The organism is Streptomyces sp. NPDC048565 (assembly GCF_040650935.1).
Taxonomy (GTDB): Bacteria; Actinomycetota; Actinomycetes; order Streptomycetales; family Streptomycetaceae; genus Streptomyces.
The window spans coordinates 150,422-172,970 of sequence record NZ_JBEZIH010000017.1; the positions used below are offsets into that span (position 1 = coordinate 150,422).

The 22,549-nt window shown below is 70.8% G+C and carries 23 protein-coding genes and 1 pseudogene; 13 read left to right on the plus strand and 11 right to left on the minus strand.

The window, feature by feature from the left end; translation table 11 throughout:
• Window positions 1-8 precede the first annotated feature (8 nt).
• Window positions 9-236, minus strand: coding sequence for a hypothetical protein (locus AB0C75_RS21410; protein WP_362893097.1), 228 nt, complete (start codon window positions 234-236; stop codon window positions 9-11).
• A gap of 255 nt (window positions 237-491) precedes the next feature.
• Between AB0C75_RS21410 and AB0C75_RS21415 the strand changes: the two genes are divergently transcribed.
• On the plus strand, window positions 492-1,343 hold the full coding sequence (locus AB0C75_RS21415) for a DUF5707 domain-containing protein (RefSeq protein ID WP_362893099.1): 852 nt from the start codon (window positions 492-494) through the stop codon (window positions 1,341-1,343).
• A 27-nt stretch (window positions 1,344-1,370) separates the two neighbouring features.
• Here AB0C75_RS21415 and AB0C75_RS21420 read toward each other — a convergent pair whose 3' ends face one another.
• Complete coding sequence (locus tag AB0C75_RS21420; RefSeq protein ID WP_362893101.1) at window positions 1,371-3,779, minus strand: HAD-IC family P-type ATPase; 2,409 nt, start codon at window positions 3,777-3,779, stop codon at window positions 1,371-1,373.
• Between the two features lie 127 nt (window positions 3,780-3,906).
• Window positions 3,907-4,212, minus strand: a complete 306-nt coding sequence (locus AB0C75_RS21425) for a DUF2530 domain-containing protein (RefSeq protein WP_362893103.1) — start codon at window positions 4,210-4,212, stop codon at window positions 3,907-3,909.
• A gap of 185 nt (window positions 4,213-4,397) precedes the next feature.
• On the opposite strand from AB0C75_RS21425, the gene AB0C75_RS21430 reads away from it, so the two are divergent.
• Window positions 4,398-5,849 carry an NCS2 family permease gene (locus AB0C75_RS21430; protein ID WP_362893105.1) on the plus strand — a complete coding sequence of 484 codons (1,452 nt, stop codon included), beginning with the start codon at window positions 4,398-4,400 and terminating at the stop codon, window positions 5,847-5,849.
• Between the two features lie 45 nt (window positions 5,850-5,894).
• On the opposite strand, the gene AB0C75_RS21435 is transcribed toward AB0C75_RS21430, so the two are convergent.
• Complete coding sequence (locus AB0C75_RS21435) at window positions 5,895-6,110, minus strand: hypothetical protein (protein ID WP_362893107.1); 216 nt, start codon at window positions 6,108-6,110, stop codon at window positions 5,895-5,897.
• 133 nt (window positions 6,111-6,243) lie between these two features.
• Between AB0C75_RS21435 and AB0C75_RS21440 the strand changes: the two genes are divergently transcribed.
• Together AB0C75_RS21440 and AB0C75_RS21445 are read left to right on the plus strand one after the other, a co-directional pair.
• Window positions 6,244-6,684, plus strand: a complete 441-nt coding sequence (locus AB0C75_RS21440) for a MarR family transcriptional regulator (RefSeq protein WP_362893109.1) — start codon at window positions 6,244-6,246, stop codon at window positions 6,682-6,684.
• 90 nt (window positions 6,685-6,774) lie between these two features.
• Window positions 6,775-8,109, plus strand: coding sequence for an MFS transporter (locus tag AB0C75_RS21445; RefSeq protein ID WP_362893111.1), 1,335 nt, complete (start codon window positions 6,775-6,777; stop codon window positions 8,107-8,109).
• 70 nt (window positions 8,110-8,179) lie between these two features.
• Here AB0C75_RS21445 and AB0C75_RS21450 read toward each other — a convergent pair whose 3' ends face one another.
• The 4 genes from AB0C75_RS21450 to nadE form a co-directional block, all read right to left on the minus strand.
• The gene (locus AB0C75_RS21450; protein ID WP_362893113.1) at window positions 8,180-8,770 is read right to left on the minus strand and encodes a Uma2 family endonuclease; all 591 of its coding nucleotides are present in this window, start codon (window positions 8,768-8,770) and stop codon (window positions 8,180-8,182) included.
• A 266-nt stretch (window positions 8,771-9,036) separates the two neighbouring features.
• On the minus strand, window positions 9,037-10,032 hold the full coding sequence (locus AB0C75_RS21455) for an aldo/keto reductase (RefSeq protein ID WP_362893115.1): 996 nt from the start codon (window positions 10,030-10,032) through the stop codon (window positions 9,037-9,039).
• 45 nt (window positions 10,033-10,077) lie between these two features.
• Window positions 10,078-11,052 (minus strand): prolyl aminopeptidase, encoded by a 975-nt coding sequence (gene pip, locus AB0C75_RS21460; RefSeq protein WP_362893117.1) that lies wholly within the window; start codon window positions 11,050-11,052, stop codon window positions 10,078-10,080.
• Window positions 11,053-11,076: 24 nt separating this feature from the next.
• A complete protein-coding gene (nadE, locus tag AB0C75_RS21465; RefSeq protein WP_362893119.1) occupies window positions 11,077-11,925 on the minus strand; it encodes an ammonia-dependent NAD(+) synthetase in 849 nt (282 codons plus the stop codon).
• 332 nt (window positions 11,926-12,257) lie between these two features.
• Here nadE and AB0C75_RS21470 point away from each other — a divergent pair, with 332 nt between their 5' ends.
• The 3 genes from AB0C75_RS21470 (at window position 12,258) to AB0C75_RS21480 (ending at window position 14,397) form a co-directional block, all read left to right on the plus strand.
• On the plus strand, window positions 12,258-13,484 hold the full coding sequence (locus tag AB0C75_RS21470; protein ID WP_362893121.1) for a S8 family peptidase: 1,227 nt from the start codon (window positions 12,258-12,260) through the stop codon (window positions 13,482-13,484).
• Between the two features lie 162 nt (window positions 13,485-13,646).
• Window positions 13,647-13,799 (plus strand): hypothetical protein, encoded by a 153-nt coding sequence (locus tag AB0C75_RS21475; RefSeq protein WP_362893123.1) that lies wholly within the window; start codon window positions 13,647-13,649, stop codon window positions 13,797-13,799.
• A 97-nt stretch (window positions 13,800-13,896) separates the two neighbouring features.
• A complete protein-coding gene (locus tag AB0C75_RS21480) occupies window positions 13,897-14,397 on the plus strand; it encodes a hypothetical protein (RefSeq protein ID WP_362893125.1) in 501 nt (166 codons plus the stop codon).
• 21 nt (window positions 14,398-14,418) lie between these two features.
• Here AB0C75_RS21480 and AB0C75_RS21485 read toward each other — a convergent pair whose 3' ends face one another.
• On the minus strand, window positions 14,419-14,697 hold the full coding sequence (locus tag AB0C75_RS21485) for a metal-sensitive transcriptional regulator (protein ID WP_362893127.1): 279 nt from the start codon (window positions 14,695-14,697) through the stop codon (window positions 14,419-14,421).
• 200 nt (window positions 14,698-14,897) lie between these two features.
• On the opposite strand from AB0C75_RS21485, the gene AB0C75_RS21490 reads away from it, so the two are divergent.
• Together AB0C75_RS21490 and AB0C75_RS21495 are read left to right on the plus strand one after the other, a co-directional pair.
• Window positions 14,898-15,701: an ABC transporter ATP-binding protein gene (locus tag AB0C75_RS21490; RefSeq protein ID WP_362893129.1), complete on the plus strand. Its 804-nt coding sequence runs from the start codon at window positions 14,898-14,900 to the stop codon at window positions 15,699-15,701.
• 3 nt (window positions 15,702-15,704) lie between these two features.
• The gene (locus tag AB0C75_RS21495; protein WP_362893131.1) at window positions 15,705-17,054 is read left to right on the plus strand and encodes an ABC transporter permease; all 1,350 of its coding nucleotides are present in this window, start codon (window positions 15,705-15,707) and stop codon (window positions 17,052-17,054) included.
• On the opposite strand, the gene AB0C75_RS21500 is transcribed toward AB0C75_RS21495, so the two are convergent.
• Complete coding sequence (locus AB0C75_RS21500) at window positions 17,038-17,619, minus strand: TetR/AcrR family transcriptional regulator (RefSeq protein WP_362893133.1); 582 nt, start codon at window positions 17,617-17,619, stop codon at window positions 17,038-17,040. The genes AB0C75_RS21495 and AB0C75_RS21500 overlap by 17 nt on opposite strands.
• Before the next feature lie 75 nt (window positions 17,620-17,694).
• Between AB0C75_RS21500 and AB0C75_RS21505 the strand changes: the two genes are divergently transcribed.
• Window positions 17,695-18,750 (plus strand): zinc-binding dehydrogenase, encoded by a 1,056-nt coding sequence (locus AB0C75_RS21505; protein WP_362893166.1) that lies wholly within the window; start codon window positions 17,695-17,697, stop codon window positions 18,748-18,750.
• Window positions 18,751-19,044: 294 nt separating this feature from the next.
• Window positions 19,045-19,455 (plus strand): annotated as a pseudogene (locus AB0C75_RS21510) (zinc-binding dehydrogenase); the annotation flags it as partial.
• Here AB0C75_RS21510 and AB0C75_RS21515 read toward each other — a convergent pair.
• Window positions 19,445-20,569 (minus strand): hypothetical protein, encoded by a 1,125-nt coding sequence (locus AB0C75_RS21515; RefSeq protein WP_362893135.1) that lies wholly within the window; start codon window positions 20,567-20,569, stop codon window positions 19,445-19,447. The pseudogene AB0C75_RS21510 and the gene AB0C75_RS21515 overlap by 11 nt on opposite strands.
• Before the next feature lie 155 nt (window positions 20,570-20,724).
• On the opposite strand from AB0C75_RS21515, the gene AB0C75_RS21520 reads away from it, so the two are divergent.
• Both AB0C75_RS21520 and AB0C75_RS21525 read left to right on the plus strand, forming a co-directional pair.
• A complete protein-coding gene (locus AB0C75_RS21520) occupies window positions 20,725-21,363 on the plus strand; it encodes a TetR/AcrR family transcriptional regulator (protein ID WP_362893137.1) in 639 nt (212 codons plus the stop codon).
• Between the two features lie 81 nt (window positions 21,364-21,444).
• Window positions 21,445-22,308: a DUF4429 domain-containing protein gene (locus AB0C75_RS21525; RefSeq protein ID WP_362893139.1), complete on the plus strand. Its 864-nt coding sequence runs from the start codon at window positions 21,445-21,447 to the stop codon at window positions 22,306-22,308.
• Window positions 22,309-22,549: the final 241 nt, after the last annotated feature.

Consider the following 22,549-nt stretch of genomic DNA (forward strand, 5'->3'; position numbering starts at 1 on the left):
GGCGGGTCTCACAGCTCCTCGACGTACCGCTTCGCGATGACCAGCGAGGCGAGCGGGTGGTCGTCCCGGACGGCCTTGACCGCGGCGATGTCGCCATGGGCGGCGCGCACGGAGCGGACCTTGTCCTCGTCGACCTGGCCGCGGAACCCTTCGTAGCTCCCGTAGCGGTCCCAGAACGCGCGCTTCCGCTTGCGGGTGGCGCGTTCGCCGACGATGGCCAGCGCCCCCAAGATCACGAATGCGATGGTTCCTGTCAGCGGGCCGATCACTGGTGTCCCCTCTCCGTTCCGGGACACCTGCCCCGGTGTACAGGTGTTGATACCTGCCCGACCAGGCACTCCTGAGTGATCTTCACCAGAAATACATGCCTCGGGCACAACTATTCACTCCTGTGCGCTGTCTGACCGTGCGAGTCACCAGACTCACCGACCAGTTGGGACCTGCCAGGGGGAAACCACCTCGGCGGGTCCCCCGGCCCCACAGGGGACCACATGCGTATTCGTGCCACCGTCGCCGCTGTTTCCGGCGCCCTGGCTCTTTCCGCTCTCGCCGTTCCGGCCGCGACGGCCGACGACGGCCGTTCCTGGACGCCCGACTTCGGACTCTCCGCTCCGGAGCAGTCCACCGGGCGCATGGCTGCCCGTTCGGTCACCTCCGGCAGCGACCTGAAGATCACCAAGGCCGTGGTGAACGGTGGCAAGGCCATCGTGGTGGGTACCACGGCTCCCAAGAAGGTCACCGTGGCCATCACCGCCACGGACGACTCCGGCATCGCCGACGCCGGCACGATCCTGTGGATCGGCAGTGCCCTGGAGTCGGAGGACAGCTTCGGCTTCGCGCAGAACGAGGAGTCCGCCAAGTGCAAGGCGGCCGGCGCGACGACGTCGACCTGCACGCTCACGGTCACCGTCGATCCTGCGTGGCTGCTCAACTCCGACTCGAAGACCTGGAAGGTCGGCGCGGCGGTGCTCAGCAACGACGGTCAGGTCGTCCAGAAGGACGCGTTCGCCAGGACCAACCTCCAGCGCCTCTCCAAGCTGACCGTCAACGCCGCGCCGGAGCCGGTCAAGAAGGGCAAGACCCTCACCATCACCGGCAAGCTCTCGCGCGCCAACTGGGAGACCGGCACCTACAAGGGCTACGCCACCCAGTCCGTCAAGCTGCAGTTCCGCAAGAAGAACAGCAGCACCTACACCACCGTCAAGACGATCAAGTCGAGCAGCACCGGTGCGCTGAAGACCACGGCCAAGGCCTCGGTGGACGGCTACTGGCGCTACGCCTTCGCCGGCACGTCGACCACGCCCGCAGTCAAGGCCGCGGGTGACTTCGTCGACGTGAAGTAGCGGCCCTCCCCAGCAGGGAGAGGCTCTTCACGAGCGGAAGCGGCGGCCGACCATACGCCAGGCCAGTTCAAGGACGGCCGCCGCGACCACCGAGATCGCCACAGCCGTCCACGGCATGGTCACCCCCACCAGCTTCAGCGCGAAGAATTTCTGGAGCCAGGGCACCGCGAGCACCACGAGGAAGCACGCGCCCATCGTCGCCACCAGCGTCACCCGCCACCAGGTGTAGGGACGGGCGATGATCGCCAGGACCCACATGGAGACCAGGAACAGCGTGAGGGTCGCCGCGCTCGTCTCCGCGTCGAGCGAGCCCGGCCCCGAATAGGCGTGCCTGGCCATCAGATACGTGACGAAGGTGGCCACCGCAGCGATGACCCCGGACGGGATCGCGTACCGCATGACACGGCGTACGAAGTGCGGCTGGGCCCGTTCCTTGTTGGGGGCGAGCGCCAGGAAGAACGCCGGGACTCCGATCGTCAGTGTGGACAGCAGGGTGAGATGGCGCGGCAGGAACGGGTACTCCACCTGGAAGCAGACCACCAGGATCGCCAGCAGCACCGAGTACACGGTCTTCGTGAGGAAGAGCGTGGCGACCCGGGTGATGTTGCCGATGACCCGGCGGCCCTCGGCGACCACCGAGGGCAGCGTCGCGAAGCTGTTGTCGAGCAGCACGATCTGGGCCACCGCGCGGGTCGCCTCGGAGCCCGAGCCCATCGAGACCCCGATGTCGGCGTCCTTGAGCGCGAGCACGTCGTTGACGCCGTCCCCGGTCATCGCGACCGTGTGCCCACGTGACTTGAGGGCCGCGACCATGTCCCGCTTCTGCTGCGGGGTGACCCGGCCGAAGACCGCGTTCCGCTCGATCTCCGTCGCCATGTCGTCGCTGTCGTCGGGCAGCCGGCGGGCGTCCACGGGGTGTTCGGCGCCCGGCATCCCCAGCTTCTGGGCGACCGCGCCGACCGAGACGGCGTTGTCGCCCGAGATGACCTTCGCGGCGACGTTCTGGTCGTCGAAGTAGGCCAGGGTCCTCCCGGCGTCGGGCCGCAGCCGCTGCTCCAGGACGACGAGCGCGGCGGGCGCCGCCCCCGATGCGGCGTCCGGGGCGTCCAGCTCGCCCGGCACCCGGGCGAGGAGCAGGACCCGCAGCCCCTGCTCGTTGAGGTGGCCGGTCTCGGCGATGGCGGGGTCACCGGGGGCCAGCAGCACATCGGGGGCGCCGAGCAGCCAGGCGGACTCGGTGCCGTCGCCCTCGGTGAACGCGGCGCCGCTGTACTTGCGGGCCGACGAGAAGGGCACGGTCCGTGTGACGCCCCAGCCCGAGCCGTCCGGGTAGGCGTCGATGATGGCCTGGAGGCTGGCGTTGGGCCGTGGGTCGCTGGCGCCGAGAGCGCCCAGGACGCGGCGTAGGCGGTCCTCGTCGGAGCCGTTCAGCGGGCGGAGCTCGGTGACGTCCATGCCGCCCTCGGTGAGGGTGCCGGTCTTGTCCAGGCAGACGACGTCGACCCGGGCCAGGCCCTCGATGGCGGGGAGTTCCTGCACGAGGCACTGCTTGCGGCCGAGCCGGATGACGCCGATCGCGAAGGCGACCGAAGTGAGCAGGACCAGGCCCTCGGGGATCATCGGGACGATGCCGCCGACCGTGCGGGCCACCGAGTCCTTGAAGTTGTTCTCCTTGACGACCAGCTGGCTGATGACGAGCCCGATCGCGGTCGGCACCATCATCCAGGTGACGTACTTGAGGATCGTGCTGATGCCGCTGCGGAGCTCCGACTGGACGAGGGTGAAGCGGGACGCCTCCTCGGCGAGCTGGACGGCGTAGGCCTCGCGGCCGACCTTGGTCGCGGTGAACGCCCCTCCTCCGGCGACGACGAAGCTGCCGGACATCACCGGGTCACCGGGCCGCTTGAGCACGGGGTCGGCCTCGCCGGTCAGGAGCGACTCGTCGATCTCCAGGCCGTCGGCCTCGGCGACCGTGCCGTCGACGACGGCCTTGTCCCCGGGGCCCAGCTCGACGAGATCGCCGAGGACGATCTCGGAGACGGAGATCTCGGCGGAGCTCCCGTCGCGCCGCACGGTGGGTTTCGCCTCGCCGATCACCGCGAGGCTGTCCAGGGTCTTCTTGGCGCGCCACTCCTGGACGATGCCGATCCCGGTGTTCGCGATGATCACGTAGCCGAAGAGGCTGTCCTGGAACGGGGCGACGAACAGCATGATCACCCAGAGCACGCCGATGATCAGGTTGAACCGGGTGAGGACGTTCGCGCGGACGATCTCGGTGACGGAGCGGGACGAGCGGACGGGCACGTCGTTGACCTCGCCCCGTGCGACGCGTTCGGCGACCTCGGCGGTGGTCAGCCCGCCGGTCGGCGCGGGCGCCGGAGGGGTCCGTACGGAATCCGGCTGTTCACCGGAGGAATCGAGTGCCCGCTGCGTCATGATTCCGACCGTACGGGCGGCGGGGGCGGTTCACCCGCCGGGGACCGGAAGATCCGACCGGGGGAGGACCAGGATGGTCCCCCGGGTGTACGTCACGGGCGGGCGCGGTCAGGGATGCGGGTGTACGTCAGGAGGTGGCGGTGCTGCCGGAAGCGGTCGCCCCGTCGGCCCGTGGGGCCCCGGCCTGTGCGGCCGCGGCGCGCTTGAGCGCTGCGTCCCGTCCCCGGACGTACCAGATACCGATCAGGCCCAGTCCGGCGCCGGCCAGGCAGACCCAGATCCACCAGGCGTGACCCCGGTCGTCGAACCAGCCGTAGAAGGGGACCTGCACGACGAAGAGGACGAACCAGAGGATCGTGCCGCCGGTGACGGTGGCGACGACGGGGCCCTCCAGGGGCTCGGGCGCCTCGTGCTTCGGTGTCCACTTCTCCATGTGGCCAGTCTAGCCGTGTGTGGCCGGAGCGCTGCGGGCCAGTCGGCCCACGGGTCTACGCGCGGAGATAGCGATCTTTGCCTTATGTATTCATACTGAATCTGCTTACGGGTGACTCAAATTATTCGTGTGAACATCCAAATCTGACCACTTTCATTCCCTCGATGCACGACTGAAGGTCATACATGTCCTCCTCGGCCACCGCTCCGGTCGATCAGCCTCCGATGCCGCAGCAGCCTCGTAGCGGCCTCGACCGTTACTTCAAGATCTCCGAGCGGGGGTCGACGGTCGCGCGTGAGGTCCGTGGTGGTCTCGCCACGTTCTTCGCGATGGCGTACATCATTGTGCTGAACCCGATCATTCTCGGCAGCGCGAAGGACATGTACGGGCACCAGCTCGACGGAGGGCAGCTCGTCACGGCCACCGTGCTGGCGGCCGCGTTCTCCACGCTCCTGATGGGCGTCATCGGCAATGTGCCGATCGCGCTCGCCGCCGGTCTCGGCGTCAACACCGTCGTCGCCCTCCAGCTCGCCCCCCGGATGAGCTGGCCCGACGCGATGGGCATGGTCGTCCTGGCGGGCATCGTCGTGATGCTGCTCGTCGCGACCGGGTTGCGGGAGCGCGTGATGAACGCCGTGCCGCGCTCGCTCCGCAAGGGCATCTCGATCGGCATCGGCCTCTTCGTGCTGCTGGTCGGCCTGGTCGACTCGGGCTTCGTCTCCCGCATCCCGGACGTCGCGCACACCACCGTGCCGCTCCAGCTCGGCAACGACGGGCACCTGAACGGCTGGCCCGTCCTGGTCTTCGTCCTCGGTGTGCTGCTGACCCTGGGGCTGATCGTCCGCAAGGTGCCGGGCGCGATCCTGATCTCCATCGTCGTCATGACGGTCGTCGCGCTGGTCATCGACGCGATCGCGGACCTGCCGGCCGACGCCTGGGGCCTGACCGTCCCCGCGTGGCCCGGCAACCCCGTCTCGTCGCCCGACTTCGGGCTGCTCGGCGAGGTCAGTCTGTTCGGCGGCTTCGGGAAGGTCGGCCTCCTGACCGGCGTCCTCTTCGTCTTCACCGTGCTGCTGTCCTGCTTCTTCGACGCGATGGGCACCATCCTCGGCGTCGGCGACGAGGCCGAGCTGATGGACAAGGACGGCAACTTCCCGGGCATCAACAAGGTCCTGCTCGTCGACGGTGTCGCCGTCGCCGTGGGTGGCGCGAGCTCCTCCTCCGCCTCGACCTGCTTCGTGGAGTCCACGGCAGGGGTCGGCGAAGGCGCCCGTACGGGCCTGGCGAGCGTGGTGAGCGGGCTGCTCTTCTCGGTGGCGCTGTTCCTGACGCCGCTGGCGACGATGGTCCCCTCGCAGGCGGCCACCCCGGCACTGATCGCGGTCGGGTTCCTGATCCTCGCGGGCAATGTGCGGGACATCGACTGGAGCGACTACACGCTCGCCATCCCGGCCTTCATGGCCATGCTGATGATGCCGCTCACGTACTCGATCACCAACGGCATCGGTATCGGCTGCATCGCCTTCAGTGCGATGCGCCTGGCGTCGGGCCGTGGCCGGGAGGTGCCGGTGGCCATGTACGTGGTGTCCGTGGTCTTCGTCTTCTACTACGCGATGCCGGCGCTGGGCCTCACGTAGCCGCGCCGTGTGCGCGAAGTCCCACCCCTGCGGGGCGGGGACCCGTCAGGTGACCCGGTCGGCCGGGTCCGGGTGACGGGTCTCCGCCCCGTAGAACTTCTCCGTCTCGTCGACGGCCGCGTGGAAGCGCTCGTCGAAATCGTCGCGGACGAGCGTCTGGACCACGTAGTCCTGGACGCTCATGCCGCGTCTGGCGGCGTGCTGGCGGAGCCGGTCGAGCAGCTCACCGTCTATGCGCAGGCTGAGCACTGTCGATCCCATGCCAGCAGGGTCGCGGCACACATGGCCTTTTCGAGGCTCTTTCCGCCTCATACTCACTCGTTCGGGTGATCAGTTTCTCGCGCGTGTACCACCAGTTGGTATTTAGCATAGCTAATGAGTTACGCTAAGAACCATGCCTGACCTGATCCACGACGGTGAAAGTGCCGCCGCCGTGAGCTCCCTTCGCTCAGCCGTGATGCTGCTGGGCCGGCGCCTCAAGCACCAGCGCGTCGACGAGTCACTGAGCCCCACCGAAATGTCGGTGCTCGGTACACTGGCCCGTTGGGGTTCCGCCACTCCCGGTGACCTCGCCCGCAAGGAGCACGTACAGCCTCCGTCGATGACCCGCATCGTCGCGCTGCTGGAAGCCAAGGGCCTGGTCAGACTTGAACCGCACCCCGATGACCGTCGGCAGAAGATGGTCAGCCGGACCGAGCAGGCGGAAGCCATGCTCGCCGAGAGCCGCGACAAGCGGAACGCCTGGCTGGCCAACCTCGCCGACGGCCTGGACGAGGAGGAGTGGGAGACGCTGCGGGCCGCCGCGCCCGTGCTGGAGAAGCTCGCCCACCTGTGACCCCGGGCGCCGTCGGACTCCGGTCCGCAGCGTCCGCAGTCACGTCCCCGTCAGCAGGAACGCCGTAGACGCCCGAGGAGGCGAACTCTTTTGAGTACGGGATCCGGAGCAGACTCCGCCCCCGCACCGACTTCCACCCACGAGAGCAAGACCGGCGGGACCTTCTCGTCGCTGAAGATCCGTAACTACCGCCTGTTCGCCACGGGCGCTGTGATCTCCAACACCGGTACCTGGATGTCCCGCATCACGCAGGACTGGCTCGTGCTGAGCCTCACCGGGTCCGCCACCGCCGTCGGTATCACCACGGCGCTGCAGTTCCTCCCGATGCTGCTCTTCGGCCTGTACGGCGGCGTCATCGCCGACCGGCTCCCGAAGCGGCGTCTCCTCATCTTCAGCCAGACAGCGCTCGGCCTGTGCGGCATCGCACTCGCCGTCCTGACCCTCTCCGGCGTCGTGGAGGTCTGGCACGTCTACCTGGTCGCCTTCCTGCTCGGCATGGTGACCGTCGTCGACAACCCGGCGCGTCAGTCGTTCGTCTCCGAGATGGTCGGCCCGGCGCAGCTGCGCAACGCGGTCAGCCTGAACTCGGCGAACTTCCAGTCCGCCCGGCTCATCGGCCCCGCCGTCGCGGGTGTCCTGATCACGTCGGTCGGCAGCGGCTGGGCGTTCATGTTCAACGGGCTGTCCTTCATCGCGCCGCTCGTCGGCCTGACGATGATGCGCCCGAGCGAGTTCCACGCGTCCGTGACCGTCAAACGGGCCAAGGGTCAGCTGCGTGACGGCCTGCGCTACGTCTCCGGGCGGCCCGATCTGGTCTGGCCGATCGTCCTGGTCGGCTTCGTCGGCACGTTCGGGTTCAACTTCCCGATCTTCCTGACGGCCTTCGCGGACGAGATCTTCGACGGCGGCGCCGGGATGTACTCGTTCTTCAACATCCTCATGGCGGCCGGCTCCCTCGCCGGGGCCCTGCTCGCCGCCCGTCGCCGCTCCTCGCGGCTGCGGATGGTGGTGGGCGCGGGCACGGTGTTCGGACTGCTGGAGGTCGCCGCGTCCGTGTCGCCCTCCGTCTGGCTGTTCTCGGTGCTGCTGGTGCCGATCGGCATGATCGGTATGACGACCAACATCAGCGCCAACACGAGCGTCCAGATGGCCGCCGACCCCGAGATGCGGGGCCGGGTGATGAGCCTCTACATGATGGTCTTCGCCGGAGGCACGCCGGTCGGCGCCCCGATCGTCGGCTGGATCAGCGACACCTACGGCGCCCGCACAGGCATGGCGGCCGGAGGGGCGGTCTCGATGGTGGCCGCGCTGGGTGTCGGCTTCATGCTGACCCGCGTCGGCGGCCTGCGCCTCAAGGTCGACCTGCGTCCCGGCCACCCGCACGTGCGGTTCGTCCCGCGCGAGCAGCTGGCGACGGCGGTCTGAGCCGTCCCCGCGCTGCGAAGCGGCTCCGGAGCACTCCCCCGGAGCCGCTTCGCACAGCGTGCGGGGCGTGTCAGTCGCGGCCGAAGTCCTCGGTGGCGAGAGTGACCCCCACACCGGACTCGGTGAGGTCGATGGCTGTGCCGAAGACGGCGGTCAGTTCGCTTCCGTACTCCCCGTTCCGCGGGGAACGGAAGAGATGGCACTTACCCGCGTAAGGATCGACGATCAGATAGACCGGGACACCACCGGCCGCATAGGCGTCCTTCTTCGGCCCGTAGTCATTGGCGGCGGTCCCTCTCGAGATCACCTCCGCGACGAACTCGACGCCGGTGAACAGCCAATTCCCCTTGCCGTCCTTCGGGGCGTCCTCCGCCAGTGCCAGCAGGTCGGCCGAGAACCCGTTCAGATGACCGGGGAAGTCAACTCGTACGTCCGACTTCAGTCGCTTACGCGGGTAGACGGTCCGGAGCTGATCGTAGAGGTCGGCGATGATGTCCCAGTGGTTGTCCCGCTGCGGCGACATGAAGATGTTTCCCCCGACGATCTCGCTCTTGAATCCCTCGGGGACAGGCATCTTCTCGAGCCACTCGAACATGGAGTCCAGAGTCCGCTCGTCGCTCGGTTCGGCCATCTCGATCCTGTCGGTCTCTACGACGGTCATCGTGGCGCTCCTCCCCGCCGCCGCGTGTGCGGGGCAGCCGCGCGGTACAACGATAGGCCCGGACCCCAGGACACGCCGGGACGCAGGATGGTGTGGGCCTGGGCGTCGGGGTGGTGAGGTGGGCGGTTACGCTCGTCGGGTGGACCCCAAGACCAGAAACCGCATCATGGCGGTCGTGCTCGTGCTGATGTTCGTCGTCGTGGCCGTGGCTTCCGCCCTCGGGGGCTGAACCCGGGGGCGGAAGCCACGGCCACGCGCGTCGCGTGTTACCAGGCGAAGTTCTCCGGCGACGGGCCAGGGCCCGGGAAGATCTCGTCCAGGGCGGCCAGCACCTCGTCCGAAAGCTCCAGCTCCACCGCGCGCAGCGCCGAGTCGAGCTGCTCGCGGGTGCGCGGGCCGGAGATCGGGCCAGTGACACCGGGACGGGTGAGCAGCCAGGCCAGACCGGCCTCGCCGGGCTCGATGCCGTGCTTCTCCAGCAGGTCCTCGTACGCCTGGATCTGCGCCCGCTGCTTCGGGTCGGCGAGAGCGGCGCCGGCGCGGCCCGAGGTGGACCGGGAGCTGCCGCCCTCGCGCTCCTTGCGGATCGCGCCGCTGAGCAGCCCGCCGTGCAGGGGCGACCAGGGGATGACGCCGAGGCCGTACTCCTGGGCGGCCGGGATGACCTCCATCTCGGCCCCGCGCTCCATCAGGTTGTAGATGCACTGCTCGCTGACGAGGCCGTAGCTGCCCCGCTGCCTGGCCCGCTCGTTGGCCTGGGCGATCTTGTAGCCGGAGAAGTTGGACGAGCCCGCGTAAAGGATCTTGCCCTGCTGGATCAGTACGTCGATGGCCTGCCAGATCTCGTCGATCGGGGTGTCCCGGTCGACGTGGTGGAACTGGTACAGGTCGATGTGGTCCGTCTGCAGGCGCTTGAGGCTGGCGTCGACGGCGCGGCGGATGTTGAGGGCGGACAGCTTGTCGTGGTTGGGCCACGCCTCGCCGTCGGCCCCCATGTTGCCGTAGACCTTGGTGGCGAGGACGACCTTGTCACGGCGGTCGCCACCCTGCGCGAACCAGGTGCCCAGGATCTCCTCGGTGCGGCCCTTGTTCTCGCCCCAGCCGTAGACGTTCGCGGTGTCGAAGAAATTGACGCCGGCCTCCAGGGCGGCGTCCATGAGCGCGTGACTGTCGCTCTCGTTGGTCTGGGGGCCGAAGTTCATCGTCCCCAGCACGAGGCGGCTGACCTTGAGTCCGGTGCGTCCAAGCTGTGTGTACTTCATGAGTCCCAAGCCAACTCCTTCGAGCGCGCTCGAAGCAAGGGCGGCTCAGGCGCGCCGCCCGAACCGGTCCAGTGCCGCGAGGACCGCGCGGCGGGTCGCCGGGGAGCCGAGGTGGCCCGCGTCGTCGATCACCGTCAGCTCGGCGTCAGGCCAGGCCTTGGCCAGCTCCCAGGCGGTGCCCAGCGGGCCGCCCAGGTCGAAGCGGCCGTGGACCAGGACGCCGGGGATGCCCGCGAGGCGGCCGGCGTCGCGGATCAGCTGTCCTTCCTCCAGCCAGGCGGCGTGGGAGAAGTAGTGCGCGCAGATCCGGACCAGCGCCAGCTGGTCGCGGCCCGGCCGACCGCTGAAGGGGGGCGGGCCCGTGTGTGTCTCCGTGGACAGCACCGCGTCCTCCCAGGCGCACCAGTCGGCCGTGGCCTTCGCCCGTACCTCGGGGTCGGGGCTCTCGGTCCGCCGGGCGTACGCGGCGATGAGGTCCCCGGGGCCCTCCGCCTCCGGGACGCCCGCCCGGAACAGGTCCCACGCCTCGGGGAAGAACTGCCCCGCGCCCCGGTACAGCCAGTCGATCTCGCTGCGCCTGGTCGTCGTCACGGCGGGGATCACGATCTCCGAGACGCGCTCGGGGTGCTCCTCGGCGTACGCGAGGATCAGCGTGGAGCCCCAGGACCACCCGTACAGCAGCCACCGCTCGATGCCCAGGTGGGCACGGAGGAGCTCCATGTCTGCGATCAGGTGCGCCGTCGTGTTGTGCCGCATGTCGACGGCCGGGTCGCTCGCGTGCGGGGTGGAGCGGCCGCAGTTGCGCTGGTCGAAGAGCACGACGCGGTAGAGGTCGGGGTCGAAGCGCTGCCGCGCCCCGGCGCCGCATCCGGAGCCGGGTCCGCCGTGGACGACGAGGGCGGGTTTGCCGGCGGGGTTGCCGCAGACCTCCCAGTACACGCGATTGCCGTCGCCGACGTCGAGCATGCCCCGGTCGTACGGCTCGATCGGCGGGTACTGCGAGTCGGGGTCACGGGGCATGAAGATTCCTCCTCCGGAACCGCGCTACGGGGCGATGGGCAGCCGGCGCTTGTGGTCGGTGAGGCGGTAGCGGCGGACGATCGTGTCGAAGGTCTGCTCGTCGACCGGCTTGCCTTCCAGGAAGTCGTCGATGGCGTCGTAGGTGACCCCGAGCGCGTGCTCGTCGGTCTTGCCGGGGTCGAGCGTCTCCAGGTCGGCCGTCGGCACCTTCCCCACCAGCTCGGCGGGCGCGCCCAGCGCCTGTGCGACGGCGCGCACCCGGCGCTTGGTCAGCCCGGTCAGCGGGACCAGGTCGGCGGCGCCGTCACCGTACTTGGTGAAGAAGCCGGAGACCGCCTCGGCCGCGTGGTCGGTGCCGACGACGAGGCCGCTGTGCGCTCCGGCCACCGCGTACTGGGCGATCATGCGCTGCCGTGCCTTGACGTTGCCGACCACGAAGTCCTGGTGGTGGGGGTCGCGGAAGGCGACGTCGCCGGTGAGCAGGGACTCCTGCGTGGCGTCGGTCGCGGGCTTGATGTCCACGGTCAGTATCTGGTCGGCCCGGATGAAGGAGAGGGCGAGCTGGGCGTCGTGCTCGTCGGCCTGGACCCCGTAGGGGAGTCGCATCGCGTGGAACCGGGCCTCGTGGCCCGCGGCACGGGCCCGCTCGACGGCGAGCTGGCAGAGCCGGCCCGCGGTGGTGGAGTCGACGCCGCCGCTGATGCCGAGCACCAGGGAGCGCAGCCCCGTGGAGGTCAGCCGCTCGGTGAGGAAGGCCACACGGCGCTCGATCTCCTGCTCGGCGTCGAAGGTCTCGGCGACCTCCAGCTCCTGGGCGATCGCCTTCTGCAGGGCGATCGCCTTCTGCGGGGCGATGGACGCCGGCTCACTCACGTCTGCTCCTCGGTTCGGGTTGCACGATGCGCGCTGTCGCGCCCACCCTACCCAGGGCCTCATCCCGCAGGTCGGCGGCGATGCGTGCGAAGCCGGTGACCGGGGCGGCGCGGGGTGTCCGCATCGTGGCCGGCAGGCGAAGCCTGTGTTGCCGCGTGTGACGCCGGGTGGACGCACGGTCAACACCGTGGCGCGCTCATGACAGTTGCCTCGACTTCCTTGCTCCGCCGGAACGCACCGGGACATCGTCGTGCTCGGCGGACGAACCCCGTACGCCACACCCGACGGCACGTCAAACCCCTGACGCGCCGGTGTTCGAGGAGGAAGTCCCGATGGCAGCAGTGCGCAACACAGCGGTGCGTCACACCAGGAGGCGGATCGCGGCAGCGATCGCGACCGCGACGACCTTGGCCCTGGCGGTCGGCGTGGGCGCGGCCTTACCCGCACAGGCCGCCAAGACCGAAGGCAGAGTCCTGCACGCGGGGGCAGCCGGGGCGGTGCCCGGAAGCTATATCGTCACGCTCGAGAAGACGGCCGGGTTCAAGGCGTCCGCGGCGCGGGGCAAGCAGCTGATAGCCGACCACGGCGGCAAGGTCGAGCGCACCTACACCTCGGCGCTGAACGGCTACGCGGCCACGCTCAGCAGCACCGAGGCCGAGCGGCTCGCCGCCGACCCTGCGGTCGCATCGGTCGAGCAGGACCAGAAGGTCCACGCGACCGCCACCCAGAGCAACGCACCCTGGGGCCTCGACCGGATCGACCAGGCCGCCCTCCCGCTGAGCGGCACGTACACCTACCCGGACACGGCCGGTGGTGACACCACCGTCTACGTCCTGGACACCGGTGTACGCATCACCCACCAGGAGATCAGCGGCCGGGCCTCGTACGGCTACGACTTCGTCGACGACGACACCACCGCCCAGGACGGTTACGGCCACGGCACCCATGTGGCCACGACCGTCGCGGGCAGCACCTACGGGGTGGCGAAGAAGGCGAAGATCGTCGCCGTGCGGGTCCTCGGCGACGACGGTTCCGGCACCACGGCCGGGGTCATCGCAGGCGTCGACTGGATCACCGCGAACCACGTCGCCTCGTCCGTGGCGAACGTGTCGCTCGGCGGCGCCGCCAGCACCACGCTGGAAGCGGCGGTGACCAAGTCGATCGCGTCCGGGGTCACGTACTCCATCGCGGCCGGCAACTCGGGCGCGCCCGCATCGGGTTACTCCCCGGCACGGGTCGCCACCGCGATCACCGTCGGAGCCACGACCCGGACCGACGCGCGCGCGAGCTACTCGAACTACGGCCCCGCCGTGGACATCTTCGCGCCGGGCTCCGGCATCACCGCCGGCTGGAACAGCTCGGACACCGCCACCTACACCGGTGACGGCACGTCCTTCGCCGCACCGCACGTCTCCGGTGCAGCGGCGGTCTACCTGACGAACCACCCCGGCGCCTCCCCGGCGGCGGTGGCCTCGGCCCTCGTGAACGGCGCGACGTCCGGCACCCTCACCGGCGTCGGAACCGGATCCCCGAACAAGCTGCTCAAGCTCGTCCCGTAACGACCTGACGACCTGACGACCCGGGAGCACGTGCCGGCGGGCGCGTACGGGGCGATCCTCCGTACGCGCCACCGGCGGTCATGCCGGGACATGTCCGGACCGTTTGCGGCGGCGGTATTTCGGTGTCATGGCGAGATCGACCGAGATCTGGTGGTGCGGGGGATGCGCGGGCCCGGCTGTCGCCCGCTCGTCTCCCCAGAAGGCACCACAGCACATGGAAACGCCCCCACGTACGGCGTGAAGAAGGGGCTCGCCGACGTCGGCGCGACCATCTTCTGCACCCCGCTCCCGGAGACCGTCGCCCGGCAGAAGTGACGCACGCTCCCGGACGCCGCACGCCGTGAAAGACTGGGCGGCCCGCTTCGACCAGGCCGGCCCGACGGCTTGTGAGCGACGACCAGGAGGCCGCGGCATGGACGACGAAGCCACCCCGCAGGTGCTCGCCGTGCTGGACGAGCTCCTCGCGTCCGCCGCACCCGGTGAGCGCGGCGCGCTCTGGCACCTCGCCGAGCAGGGCCGGGAGCTGGACGCCAATGTCGTGCGTCTGCCGCCGGGCGCGGGGGTCGCCGAGCACCAGGAGGACGTCCTGGACGTGCTGCTCGTCGTCCTCGCGGGCGGCGGCAGCCTGCGTACGGGTGGTGGGGAGAGACTGGACCTGGCCCCGACGACGGTCACCTGGCTGCCGCGTACCTCGCGTCGCGCGCTCGCGGCCGGGCCGGACGGGCTGACGTACCTCACGGTGCACCGCCGGCGTCCGGGGCTCACGATCAAGCCGACGGTGCGTACTCCCGCGTACGAGGGCGGCGAGGCGCCCTGCATGCTGGACCTGGTGTGCCCGGAGTGCGGACGGCTGTCGGCGGACCGGGCGCCGAAGTTCTGCAGCGCGTGCGGGGGGCCGTTCCCCGAGCGGTAGTCGCGGGAGTCGCGGGTGGGCTCAGGCCAGGGAGAGGAACATCTTCTCCAGGCGGGCGCGCATCCGGTCCTTGTCGGCAGGTGTCCGGGCCTCGTCGGCCAGGCACTGCTGGAGTCCCGTCGCGATGACGGAGAACCCCGCCCGGTCCAGGGCCCGGGACGCGGCGGCCAGCTGTGTGACCACCTCCTCGCAGTCCCTGCCCTCCTCGATCATCCTGATGACCCCGGCGATCTGACCCTGCGCCCTGCGCAACCGGTTGAGGACGGACTTCAGTTCGTCGGCCGCCATGTCGAGCTGCATGGTTCCTCCCACGTCAGGGGCGGGGCATACCCGTACGTATATACCCAGGGGGGTATCGTACCCGGGGTGCCGTCCCCGGCCGGGGTGTAGCCAGCACCCCTCCCGTACTCGGGTGCGGGGCCCAGTGTGGTCACCGGCCCCCGTCCGTAGCGTCGTCGACGTGGCGCAGAGCGCGTCCGACGAGCAGAGGGTGGATGGCCATGTCCGATCGCAAGCGGCAGCCCACGAGCCGGTCCGCCGAGGCTCTGCGGCTGGTTTCGGTGAGCAAGGTGTACGGAACCGGCGACGGCGCGGTGACCGCCCTGGACGGGGTGACCCTGAGCCTGTCGAGGGGGAGCTTCACCGCGGTCATGGGCCCGTCGGGCTCCGGGAAGTCCACGCTGCTCCAGTGCGCGGCGGGCCTGGACCGCCCCGACCGGGGGCAGATCCTCGTCGACGGCGAGGAGATGACCGGCGGCGGTGAGGCAGCGCTCACGAAGTTCCGGCGGGACCGGATCGGCTTCATCTTCCAGCAGTACAACCTGCTGCCCACCCTGACCGTCGAGGAGAACACCGCGCTGCCGCTCCGGCTCGCCGGCCGCAGGGCCGACCCGGCGCGCGTCCGCGCGGTCCTCGCGCAGGTCGGTCTCGGCGAGCGGCTCGGTCACTTCCCCGACGAGCTCTCCGGCGGACAGCGCCAACGCGTGGCCATCGCCCGCGCCCTGGTCGCCCGGCCGGGCGTCATCTTCGCCGACGAGCCGACCGGCGCCCTGGACACGCGCAGCGCACGCGATGTGCTGGGCCTGCTCAAGGAGAGCGTCCGTCTGCACGGCGGCACCGTCGTGCTGGTCACCCATGACCCGGTGGCCGCCTCCTACGCCGACTCGGTGCTCTTCCTCGCGGACGGGCGGCTTGCGGGACATCTCACCGCTCCCACCGCCGAGGCCGTCGCCGAACGCATGACCCACCTCGGCGACCGCGCGGCCGAACGGCGCGTGGACGACAGCCCCTTGATGGAGGTGTGAGCGATGTTCTTCCTGGCCATGCGGTCCATCCGTAAGCGCCCGGGGCGCTTCCTCGCGACCCTGCTCTCGGCGTTCCTCGGCGCCGTGATCATCATGACCTTCGGCTCCCTCAACGACACGGCGGCGGCCCCCGGGGTCGACGAGGTCAGCTCGGAGTCCATGACCCTCTCCGCGACCGTCGTCGGCGGATACGGCTCCCTCCTCGTCTTCTTCGCCATCGCGTCCACCCTCACCGTCGGCGTCCGCCAGCGCTCCGACGAGATCCATCTGCTGCGCTGCACCGGGGCAACTCCCGCCCAGGTCACGCGCATGGTCGTCGGAGAGGCCGCCGTGGTGGCACTCATCGGCGCGGCGCTCGCCGTCGGGCCCGCCGTGCTCGGCGGCCGGATCCTGCTCGACCTGTTCAAGGACAGCGGCCAGGTCGCGGCGGACGTCGGTCCCGCGTTCGGTGTGATGGCCGTCGGATCGGGCTTCGCCGTGGCGTTCCTCGCCTCCGCCGGCGCCGCGTTCCTCGCCGTACGCCGCGCGACCAGGGCCGCTGCCGGAGCCGGCGGTGGCCCGGTCAGGCGCAGGTCCAGGGGCCGTACGGTGGCGGGCTGCGTCGCGGTGGTGGCCGGCGTGGGGGCGGTCCTGACCACGTACGCCATGGACAGCACCGAGGAGATGCTGATGATGTTCCCCGCCTACGGGGCCATCCTGCTCTCCGTCGGCTTCGCCGTCCTCGCCCCGACCCTGCTGGGCGGGCTCCTGGGGCTGCTGCGAGGCCCCATCGCCGCGATCGGCGGCGCGGGCGCCCATCTGAGTACGAGCAATCTGCGCCGCCGTGGCGCGGAAGCGGCCGGAGTACTCATGCCGATGATCATCTTCACGGGCGTGGCCACCGCCACCCTCTACATCCAGGGTGTCGAGAGTGACTGGGTCACCAGGTCCGGCCTGGACAAGACCGTCGAGGACAAGAACCTGGAGACGCTCAACCTGGTCGTGGTCGGCATCATCGTCGTCTTCTCCTGCATCATGCTCATCAACAGCCTGTACGCCGCCACCTCCTACCGCAGCCGTGAGTTCGGCCAGCAGCGCCTCGCCGGGGCGACCCCCGGCCAGGTCCTGCGTGTGGTCGGCCTCGAGGCGGCGATCCTCACGCTGACCGGCCTCGTCCTCGGCACGCTCGCCGGGATCGCGGGCATCATCCCGTTCACGATGGTCCGCACCGACCGGACCCTGCCGAACCAGGGCCCCGGCACCTGGCTGGCCGTCATGGCCGTCGCCGCCGTGGCCACCCTCGGCACGAGCCTCTGGACCGCGCGCAGGACGCTGCGTACGCCGGCGATCGACGCGGTCACCCTGGCCGCGTGACCCCCGCGGCCGCGAGGACCAGCGCCCGCGCCAGGGCGGCGCTCTCCGGAAGGGTGTCGAGCGGGAGTGGCTGCGTGGCGAGAGCGCCCTCGTGCAGCACGAGGAGCTGGGTGGCGAGGGCGGCGGGTTCCGCGCAGCCCGCCGCCGTGGCGAGTTCCCGGAACAGGTCCAGCAGCCGGCGCTTCTGGTCGGCGGCGACGCGGTACGCGGGATGCGAGGTGTCCGGGAGCTCGGCCAGCGCGTTGATGAAGGCGCAGCCCCGGCTGTTGGACGTGCTCCAGGTCCGCAGCGCCTCGAAGGGCGCGGTGACGGCGTCGACGGGGCCGTCGCTCGCGTCGACGGCGGCGCGCACGAGGGCCCACCAGCGCCGGTCCCGTTCCGCGAGGTAGGCCGCCACGAGCTGGTCCTTCGAGCCGAAGCGGTTGTACAGCGTCCGCTTGGTCACCCCGGAGTGCTCGGCGATCAGGTCCACGCCGACCGCTGTGATCCCACGGCTGTAGAACAGCTCCTCTGCGGTCTCCACGATCCGGCGGGCGGCCGGTGTCATGGGCTGCGCTTCCTGCATCGGGCGCTCCTTCACTGATCGGTGTACGGTGGTCGAGTATACAGATCGGTATACCTGAAGGAGGTCGGAGCGATGATGGCAGCATCGGACACCATGCGCGCGGTACGGATCGCGGAGCACGGAGGCCCGGAGGTTCTCGAACCGACCGAGGTGCCCGTGCCCGCCCCGCGGCGAGGGGAGGTGCTGGTCCAGGTCAGCGCCGTAGCGCTCAACAACACGGACCTGTGGACCCGGGAGGGCTCCTACGGACGCCCGGGAGACCCGGAGGCACTGTCGGGCTGGCGAGGCCCGGTCGACTTCCCGCGTATCCAGGGCGCCGACGTGGCCGGCCGAGTCGCGGCCGTCGGACCCGGCGTGGACGCGGCCCTCACCGGCCGCCGCGTGGTCGTCGACCCGGCGATCTACGATGCCGAAGGCCCGGACGCGAACCCGGTGGGCCTGATGGGGAGCGAGCGCGACGGCGGCTACGCCGAGTACGTGACCGCACCGGCCGAGCGGGTCCACGACGTGACGGAGTCCCCGCTCACGGACGAACAGCTCGCGACACTGCCGACGGCCTACGGCACCGCCCTGGGCATGATCGAACGAGGCCGGCTGCGGAAGGGGGAGACGGCCCTGATCTCCGGAGCGTCCGGCGGTGTCGGCCTCGCCCTGGTGCAACTCGCCCGCGCCCGGGGCGCGAAGGTGCTGGCCGTCAGCAGCGGCTCCAAGACCGGGCCGGTGCGTGAAGCCGGCGCACACGAAGTCATCGACCGCGCAAGCGCCGTCCCCCTGGCCGAGCAGCTGCGCGCGGCCGCCCCGGAGGGCATCGACGTCGCACTCGACGTCGTCGCGGGGGATCTGGTGGGCGAGGGGCTGCCGCTGCTGCGCGAAGGCGGCCGGTGGGTCGTCGCCGGTGCGCTCGGCGGATACGACGTCACCTTCGACGTCCGCCGGCTCTACCTGCACAACGCCCAGGTGATCGGCTCCTCCATGCACACGCCCACACACTTCGGCCTGCTCATGGACCTGGCCCGCGGCGCCGAGATCCGCCCCGTCATCGCCGCGACGTACCCACTGGAGCAGGCGGCGCGGGCACAGGAACAGCTCGCCCGCAGGGACCATGTGGGAAAGATCGTCCTACGCCCCTGAGCCACGCCCCCTCACCCCCACGCCCCTCACCCCCACGCCCCCTCACCCCCCTACCCCACGCGACGCGGTCGGCCACGGCCCAGGGGTGGCCCCGGTCGCGGCCGGTCGGGGGGTGGGTTGCGGACGCGGAGATGTCGGGTTTGTGTGGTTGTGGCTGTCGCTAACTTCCCCGCACGGGGGGCGTCGGCGTCCCGGGTGGCGACCAGCAGGTCCTCGGGGCCGACGTCGGAGCGGATCTCGCCGGCCGCCGCCGCCGCGTCCATGAGGGCGGTGAGTACGGGCATGAATCGCTGAGCGAGTGGGAGCAAGCGGGAGTTCGTCGAGGGGTTCGGCGCCGACGAGGTGATCGACTACACCGCGGTCGACTTCACCGAGGCGGTCCTTGACATCGACGTCGTGCTCGACACGATCGGCGGCGACGTCGTCGAGCGGTCGCTCGACGTGCTGCGCCCGGGCGGCCACCTGGTGACGGCGGTCGCCGAGGGGGATGCGGAGCTCGTCGCCAGGTACGAGGCGGCCGGCATGCGCTTCAGCGGCATCGCGGTCGACCCCGACCCGGTCGCCCTGCGCGGGCTCGTCGAACTCGTCGAACAGGGCAAGCTCCGGGTCCATGTGCAGGAGGCGTTCCCCTTCGAGCGCGTCGCCGACGCGCACCGGCTGCTCGACGTGGGTCACCTCCGGGGCGAGGTCGTCCTCACGGTCTGATCCCGTCGTGGGGCCCGGGGGTCCGGCTGCCCGCCCGGCGGCGGCCGTACTCCGCAAGGGCGTGGAAGGCGGCCTTGGGCTCCCAGGGAAGGCCGGGGTACGCGGTGCCGGTGCGGCCGTCGGTGAGGACCTTGACCACGCCGAGGGACGCCTTGTCGAAGTCGCGGTCGTCGGAGGGCGGGCCGCCGGTGCGCGTCGCGGCAGCCCCGGTCCCGGCCTCGCTTCCAGCCCCCGCGCCGTCGTGCGGCAGGTCGTAGCGGGCGAAGGTGTAGACGAAGGCCGCCTCGATCCCGGAGCTCTCGAACAGGCCGAGGAGTTCGGTGACGTAGTCGGCCTGTTCCCGCTCGTCGCGGACGACCGGGCGGGTGAACCCGGCGGGGCGGGCCCGGTCGTCCCATTCGATGACCGCGTCCGCCCTGCCGGCGATGGCGGCGCCGCCGCGGATGGGGGCGCAGCCGAACTCCGTGACCGCCGCCGGCCTGCCGTGCGAGGTCAGGGCCCGTAGCCCGTCGGCGAGTTGATCCGCGTTACCCGCGTCCCGGTAGCCGGCGTCGGTGGCGACCAGGTCGAAGGGCGTCCAGTCGACGCCCTCGAAGGGGAGCGAGGCGTATCCGATCCGGCCGCCGAACTCCGCTCGTACGGCGGTGATCGCCGTGCCGAGGAAGGCGTTGATCCGGGCGTGCAGGGCGGGGAGTGCCGCCCGCAGTCGCTGCGGGTCGGAGAGGACGGTGACCCGGTCGGCCGTGGTGTCACCGGGGAGGAAGCCGTCGGTGAAGAGGGAGATCTCCGACCCGGTCAGGAAGACGACTTCGGCGCCGTCGCGCCGCAGCTTCTCCGCGCGGCCCGCGCTGTCGGTGAGGAGGTCCAGCAGCTCGTCCTGGGTGAGTCCGTTGGTGAACGGGCAATACCAGACGCCGAGTCCGGCCTCGGAAGCGAGCCGGGCGGCCGTCTCCAGGCGGTCGCGGTCGCCGCCGGTGATCCGTACGGCGTCGCAGCGCAGACCGGAGCGGATGATCTCCATCTCGCGGCGGACGACGGCCGGGTCGAAGGGCTCGCGGGTGGTGGTTCCGGCACTGGTGAAGCCGGTGTCGAAGTTGATGCCGAACGTGCGCACGGGGGCCTCTCTGCGCGACCGAATTTAGGGTACGTAGCGTACCTTAAGGCCTCGCCGGCCGTGCTCATCCGCCCGGATTTGGCGCGCGCACGCTCCGTGCCGTAGATATCGGCGTACGGACGGGGACGGGAGGGGACGGCGAGAGGGGGCGACCGGTGCAGGAAGCCGGTGACGGGAGGCGGGCGGCCGGGGCGCAGCGGCGGCGTGGGGCGGTGCTGGAGGAGGCGATCCTCCGGGCGGCGGCCGAGGTGCTGCGGGAGTCCGGCTTCGCCGGGCTGACCATGGACGAGGTGGCCCGGCGGGCGGGCACGAACAAGAACGCCATCTACCGCCGCTGGCCCAACCGCGTCGCCCTCGGCGCGGCCGCATACCGCAGGATGACCGAGGTGGAGACCACGGTGCCGGACACCGGATCGCTGCGGGGCGACGCGCTGGAGCTGCTCCGGCGCGCCAACAGCACCTGGTCGTCGCCGTACGGGGAGATCCTGCGCGGCCTGATCGCGGCGGCCGGCGGCGCTCCGGAGCTGCTCGCCGAGCTGCGCGAAGGGCAGGATCCCGAGGGCGGCGCCTACGGGGCCGCGTGGACGACGGCGCTCGGCCGGGCGGTGGCCCGGGGCGAGGCGGCGCACGGGGCGATGCACCCCAGGGTCGCGTCGGCGCCGGTCGCGCTGCTGCGCAACGAGTACATGACGCGGGGCATCCCGGCGGTGCCGGACGCCGTCCTGGTCGAGATCGTCGACGAGGTCTTCCTGCCGCTGGTCCACGGCAGGGCCGAAGGCGGCGGCACCGGCTGACCGCGCCTGTCACGGCGGTACGCGCTCGGGGTGGAGCCTCGGCCCGCCCGTGTACGCGGACAGGCCTGGCAGAATCGCCGTATGGCGGACATCATCTCGCGCGACGGAACGTGGAACTTCGACGGGGACACGGTGCGTATCGTCCCGGGCAGCAAGGTGCACCCCGTGCGGCAGGACCTCGGTGAACTCGCCGTCCCGCTGCGGGCGGTGGCGGGCGTCTCGTTCGAGCCGGACCGCAAGGGGGGCCGTCTGCGCCTGCGGCTGCGCACCGGGGCCTGCCCCGTGCTGCGGGCCGCGGACGGCCGGCTCAAGGACGCCGCCGACCCGTACCAGCTGGTGGTGGAGAAGGACCGTACGGGCGTGGCGGAGTACCTCGTCGACGAGATACGCAACGCCCTGCTGATCGAGCAGGTGCCCGAGGGTCCGGTGGACCGCTTCCTGCTGCCCGGCCCTTCGGTGCCTGTGTCGGGCGGCGGCGGTGACGGCACGGCGTCCTTCGACGGGGAGACGGTCCGTCTGACCTGGAACTGGAAGGCCGAGGAGTCGAAGACCGAGAGCGGCCCCGTCACCCTTTCGCTGCCGGAGGTGACCGGGGTGCGCTGGGTGCCCGCGATCGGTCTTGAGAACGGCTCGCTGCGCTTCGACAGGGGAGGCGTGGCCTCGGCCGCTCCCGCGAAGTTCGACCCGTACTCCCTGGATCTGTGGGGGCTGTCGAAGCGGGAGTACACGGCGGTCCTGGTCGCCGCCGCGGTACTCGTACGCATGCCGGCCACCGCCGAGCCCGACGCGCCCCCCACCGCACTCGAAGCGCCCCCGGCCCCGCCCGCCGACGACCACGACGTCCTGCTGCGCAGGCTGCGCGAACTCGGCGAGCTGCACGCGTCGGGCATCCTCACCGACGAGGAGTTCACCACCGCCAAGCAGGCAGTGCTGAAGCGGCTCTGAACGAAAGGGGCCCGCCGGGGGGAGGTTGCGGCGGGACGGGATCCTCGGTTGCCGTGCCCCGCCTGCCCTCGTCCGGGGCGTCGTGTCCGTAACTTCCCGCTACGCGGCGGGTGTACCCGGCGCGTGCGGCACAACTGTGCGAGCGCTCACCGGTCCTGGCGGTCTGTGCGTGCGACGGCGTGGCGTGGGACGTGTCGGGCGAGGTGTGCCGTGACAATGGCGCACGCGCCATCCAGAGGCG

Bases quoted from the DNA above. Each gene is read 5' to 3' on its own strand.
- AB0C75_RS21415 (WP_362893099.1), top strand. From the start codon at position 492: ATGCGTATTCGTGCCACCGTCGCCGCTGTTTCCGGCGCCCTGGCTCTT.
- AB0C75_RS21420 (WP_362893101.1), bottom strand. From the start codon at position 3,779: ATGACGCAGCGGGCACTCGATTCCTCCGGTGAACAGCCGGATTCCGTA.
- AB0C75_RS21425 (WP_362893103.1), bottom strand. From the start codon at position 4,212: ATGGAGAAGTGGACACCGAAGCACGAGGCGCCCGAGCCCCTGGAGGGC.
- AB0C75_RS21430 (WP_362893105.1), top strand. From the start codon at position 4,398: ATGTCCTCCTCGGCCACCGCTCCGGTCGATCAGCCTCCGATGCCGCAG.
- AB0C75_RS21435 (WP_362893107.1), bottom strand. From the start codon at position 6,110: ATGGGATCGACAGTGCTCAGCCTGCGCATAGACGGTGAGCTGCTCGAC.
- AB0C75_RS21440 (WP_362893109.1), top strand. From the start codon at position 6,244: ATGCCTGACCTGATCCACGACGGTGAAAGTGCCGCCGCCGTGAGCTCC.
- AB0C75_RS21450 (WP_362893113.1), bottom strand. From the start codon at position 8,770: ATGACCGTCGTAGAGACCGACAGGATCGAGATGGCCGAACCGAGCGAC.
- AB0C75_RS21455 (WP_362893115.1), bottom strand. From the start codon at position 10,032: ATGAAGTACACACAGCTTGGACGCACCGGACTCAAGGTCAGCCGCCTC.
- pip (WP_362893117.1), bottom strand. From the start codon at position 11,052: ATGCCCCGTGACCCCGACTCGCAGTACCCGCCGATCGAGCCGTACGAC.
- AB0C75_RS21470 (WP_362893121.1), top strand. From the start codon at position 12,258: ATGGCAGCAGTGCGCAACACAGCGGTGCGTCACACCAGGAGGCGGATC.
- AB0C75_RS21475 (WP_362893123.1), top strand. From the start codon at position 13,647: ATGCGCGGGCCCGGCTGTCGCCCGCTCGTCTCCCCAGAAGGCACCACA.
- AB0C75_RS21480 (WP_362893125.1), top strand. From the start codon at position 13,897: ATGGACGACGAAGCCACCCCGCAGGTGCTCGCCGTGCTGGACGAGCTC.
- AB0C75_RS21485 (WP_362893127.1), bottom strand. From the start codon at position 14,697: ATGCAGCTCGACATGGCGGCCGACGAACTGAAGTCCGTCCTCAACCGG.
- AB0C75_RS21490 (WP_362893129.1), top strand. From the start codon at position 14,898: ATGTCCGATCGCAAGCGGCAGCCCACGAGCCGGTCCGCCGAGGCTCTG.
- AB0C75_RS21495 (WP_362893131.1), top strand. From the start codon at position 15,705: ATGTTCTTCCTGGCCATGCGGTCCATCCGTAAGCGCCCGGGGCGCTTC.
- AB0C75_RS21500 (WP_362893133.1), bottom strand. From the start codon at position 17,619: ATGCAGGAAGCGCAGCCCATGACACCGGCCGCCCGCCGGATCGTGGAG.
- AB0C75_RS21505 (WP_362893166.1), top strand. From the start codon at position 17,695: ATGGCAGCATCGGACACCATGCGCGCGGTACGGATCGCGGAGCACGGA.
- AB0C75_RS21525 (WP_362893139.1), top strand. From the start codon at position 21,445: ATGGCGGACATCATCTCGCGCGACGGAACGTGGAACTTCGACGGGGAC.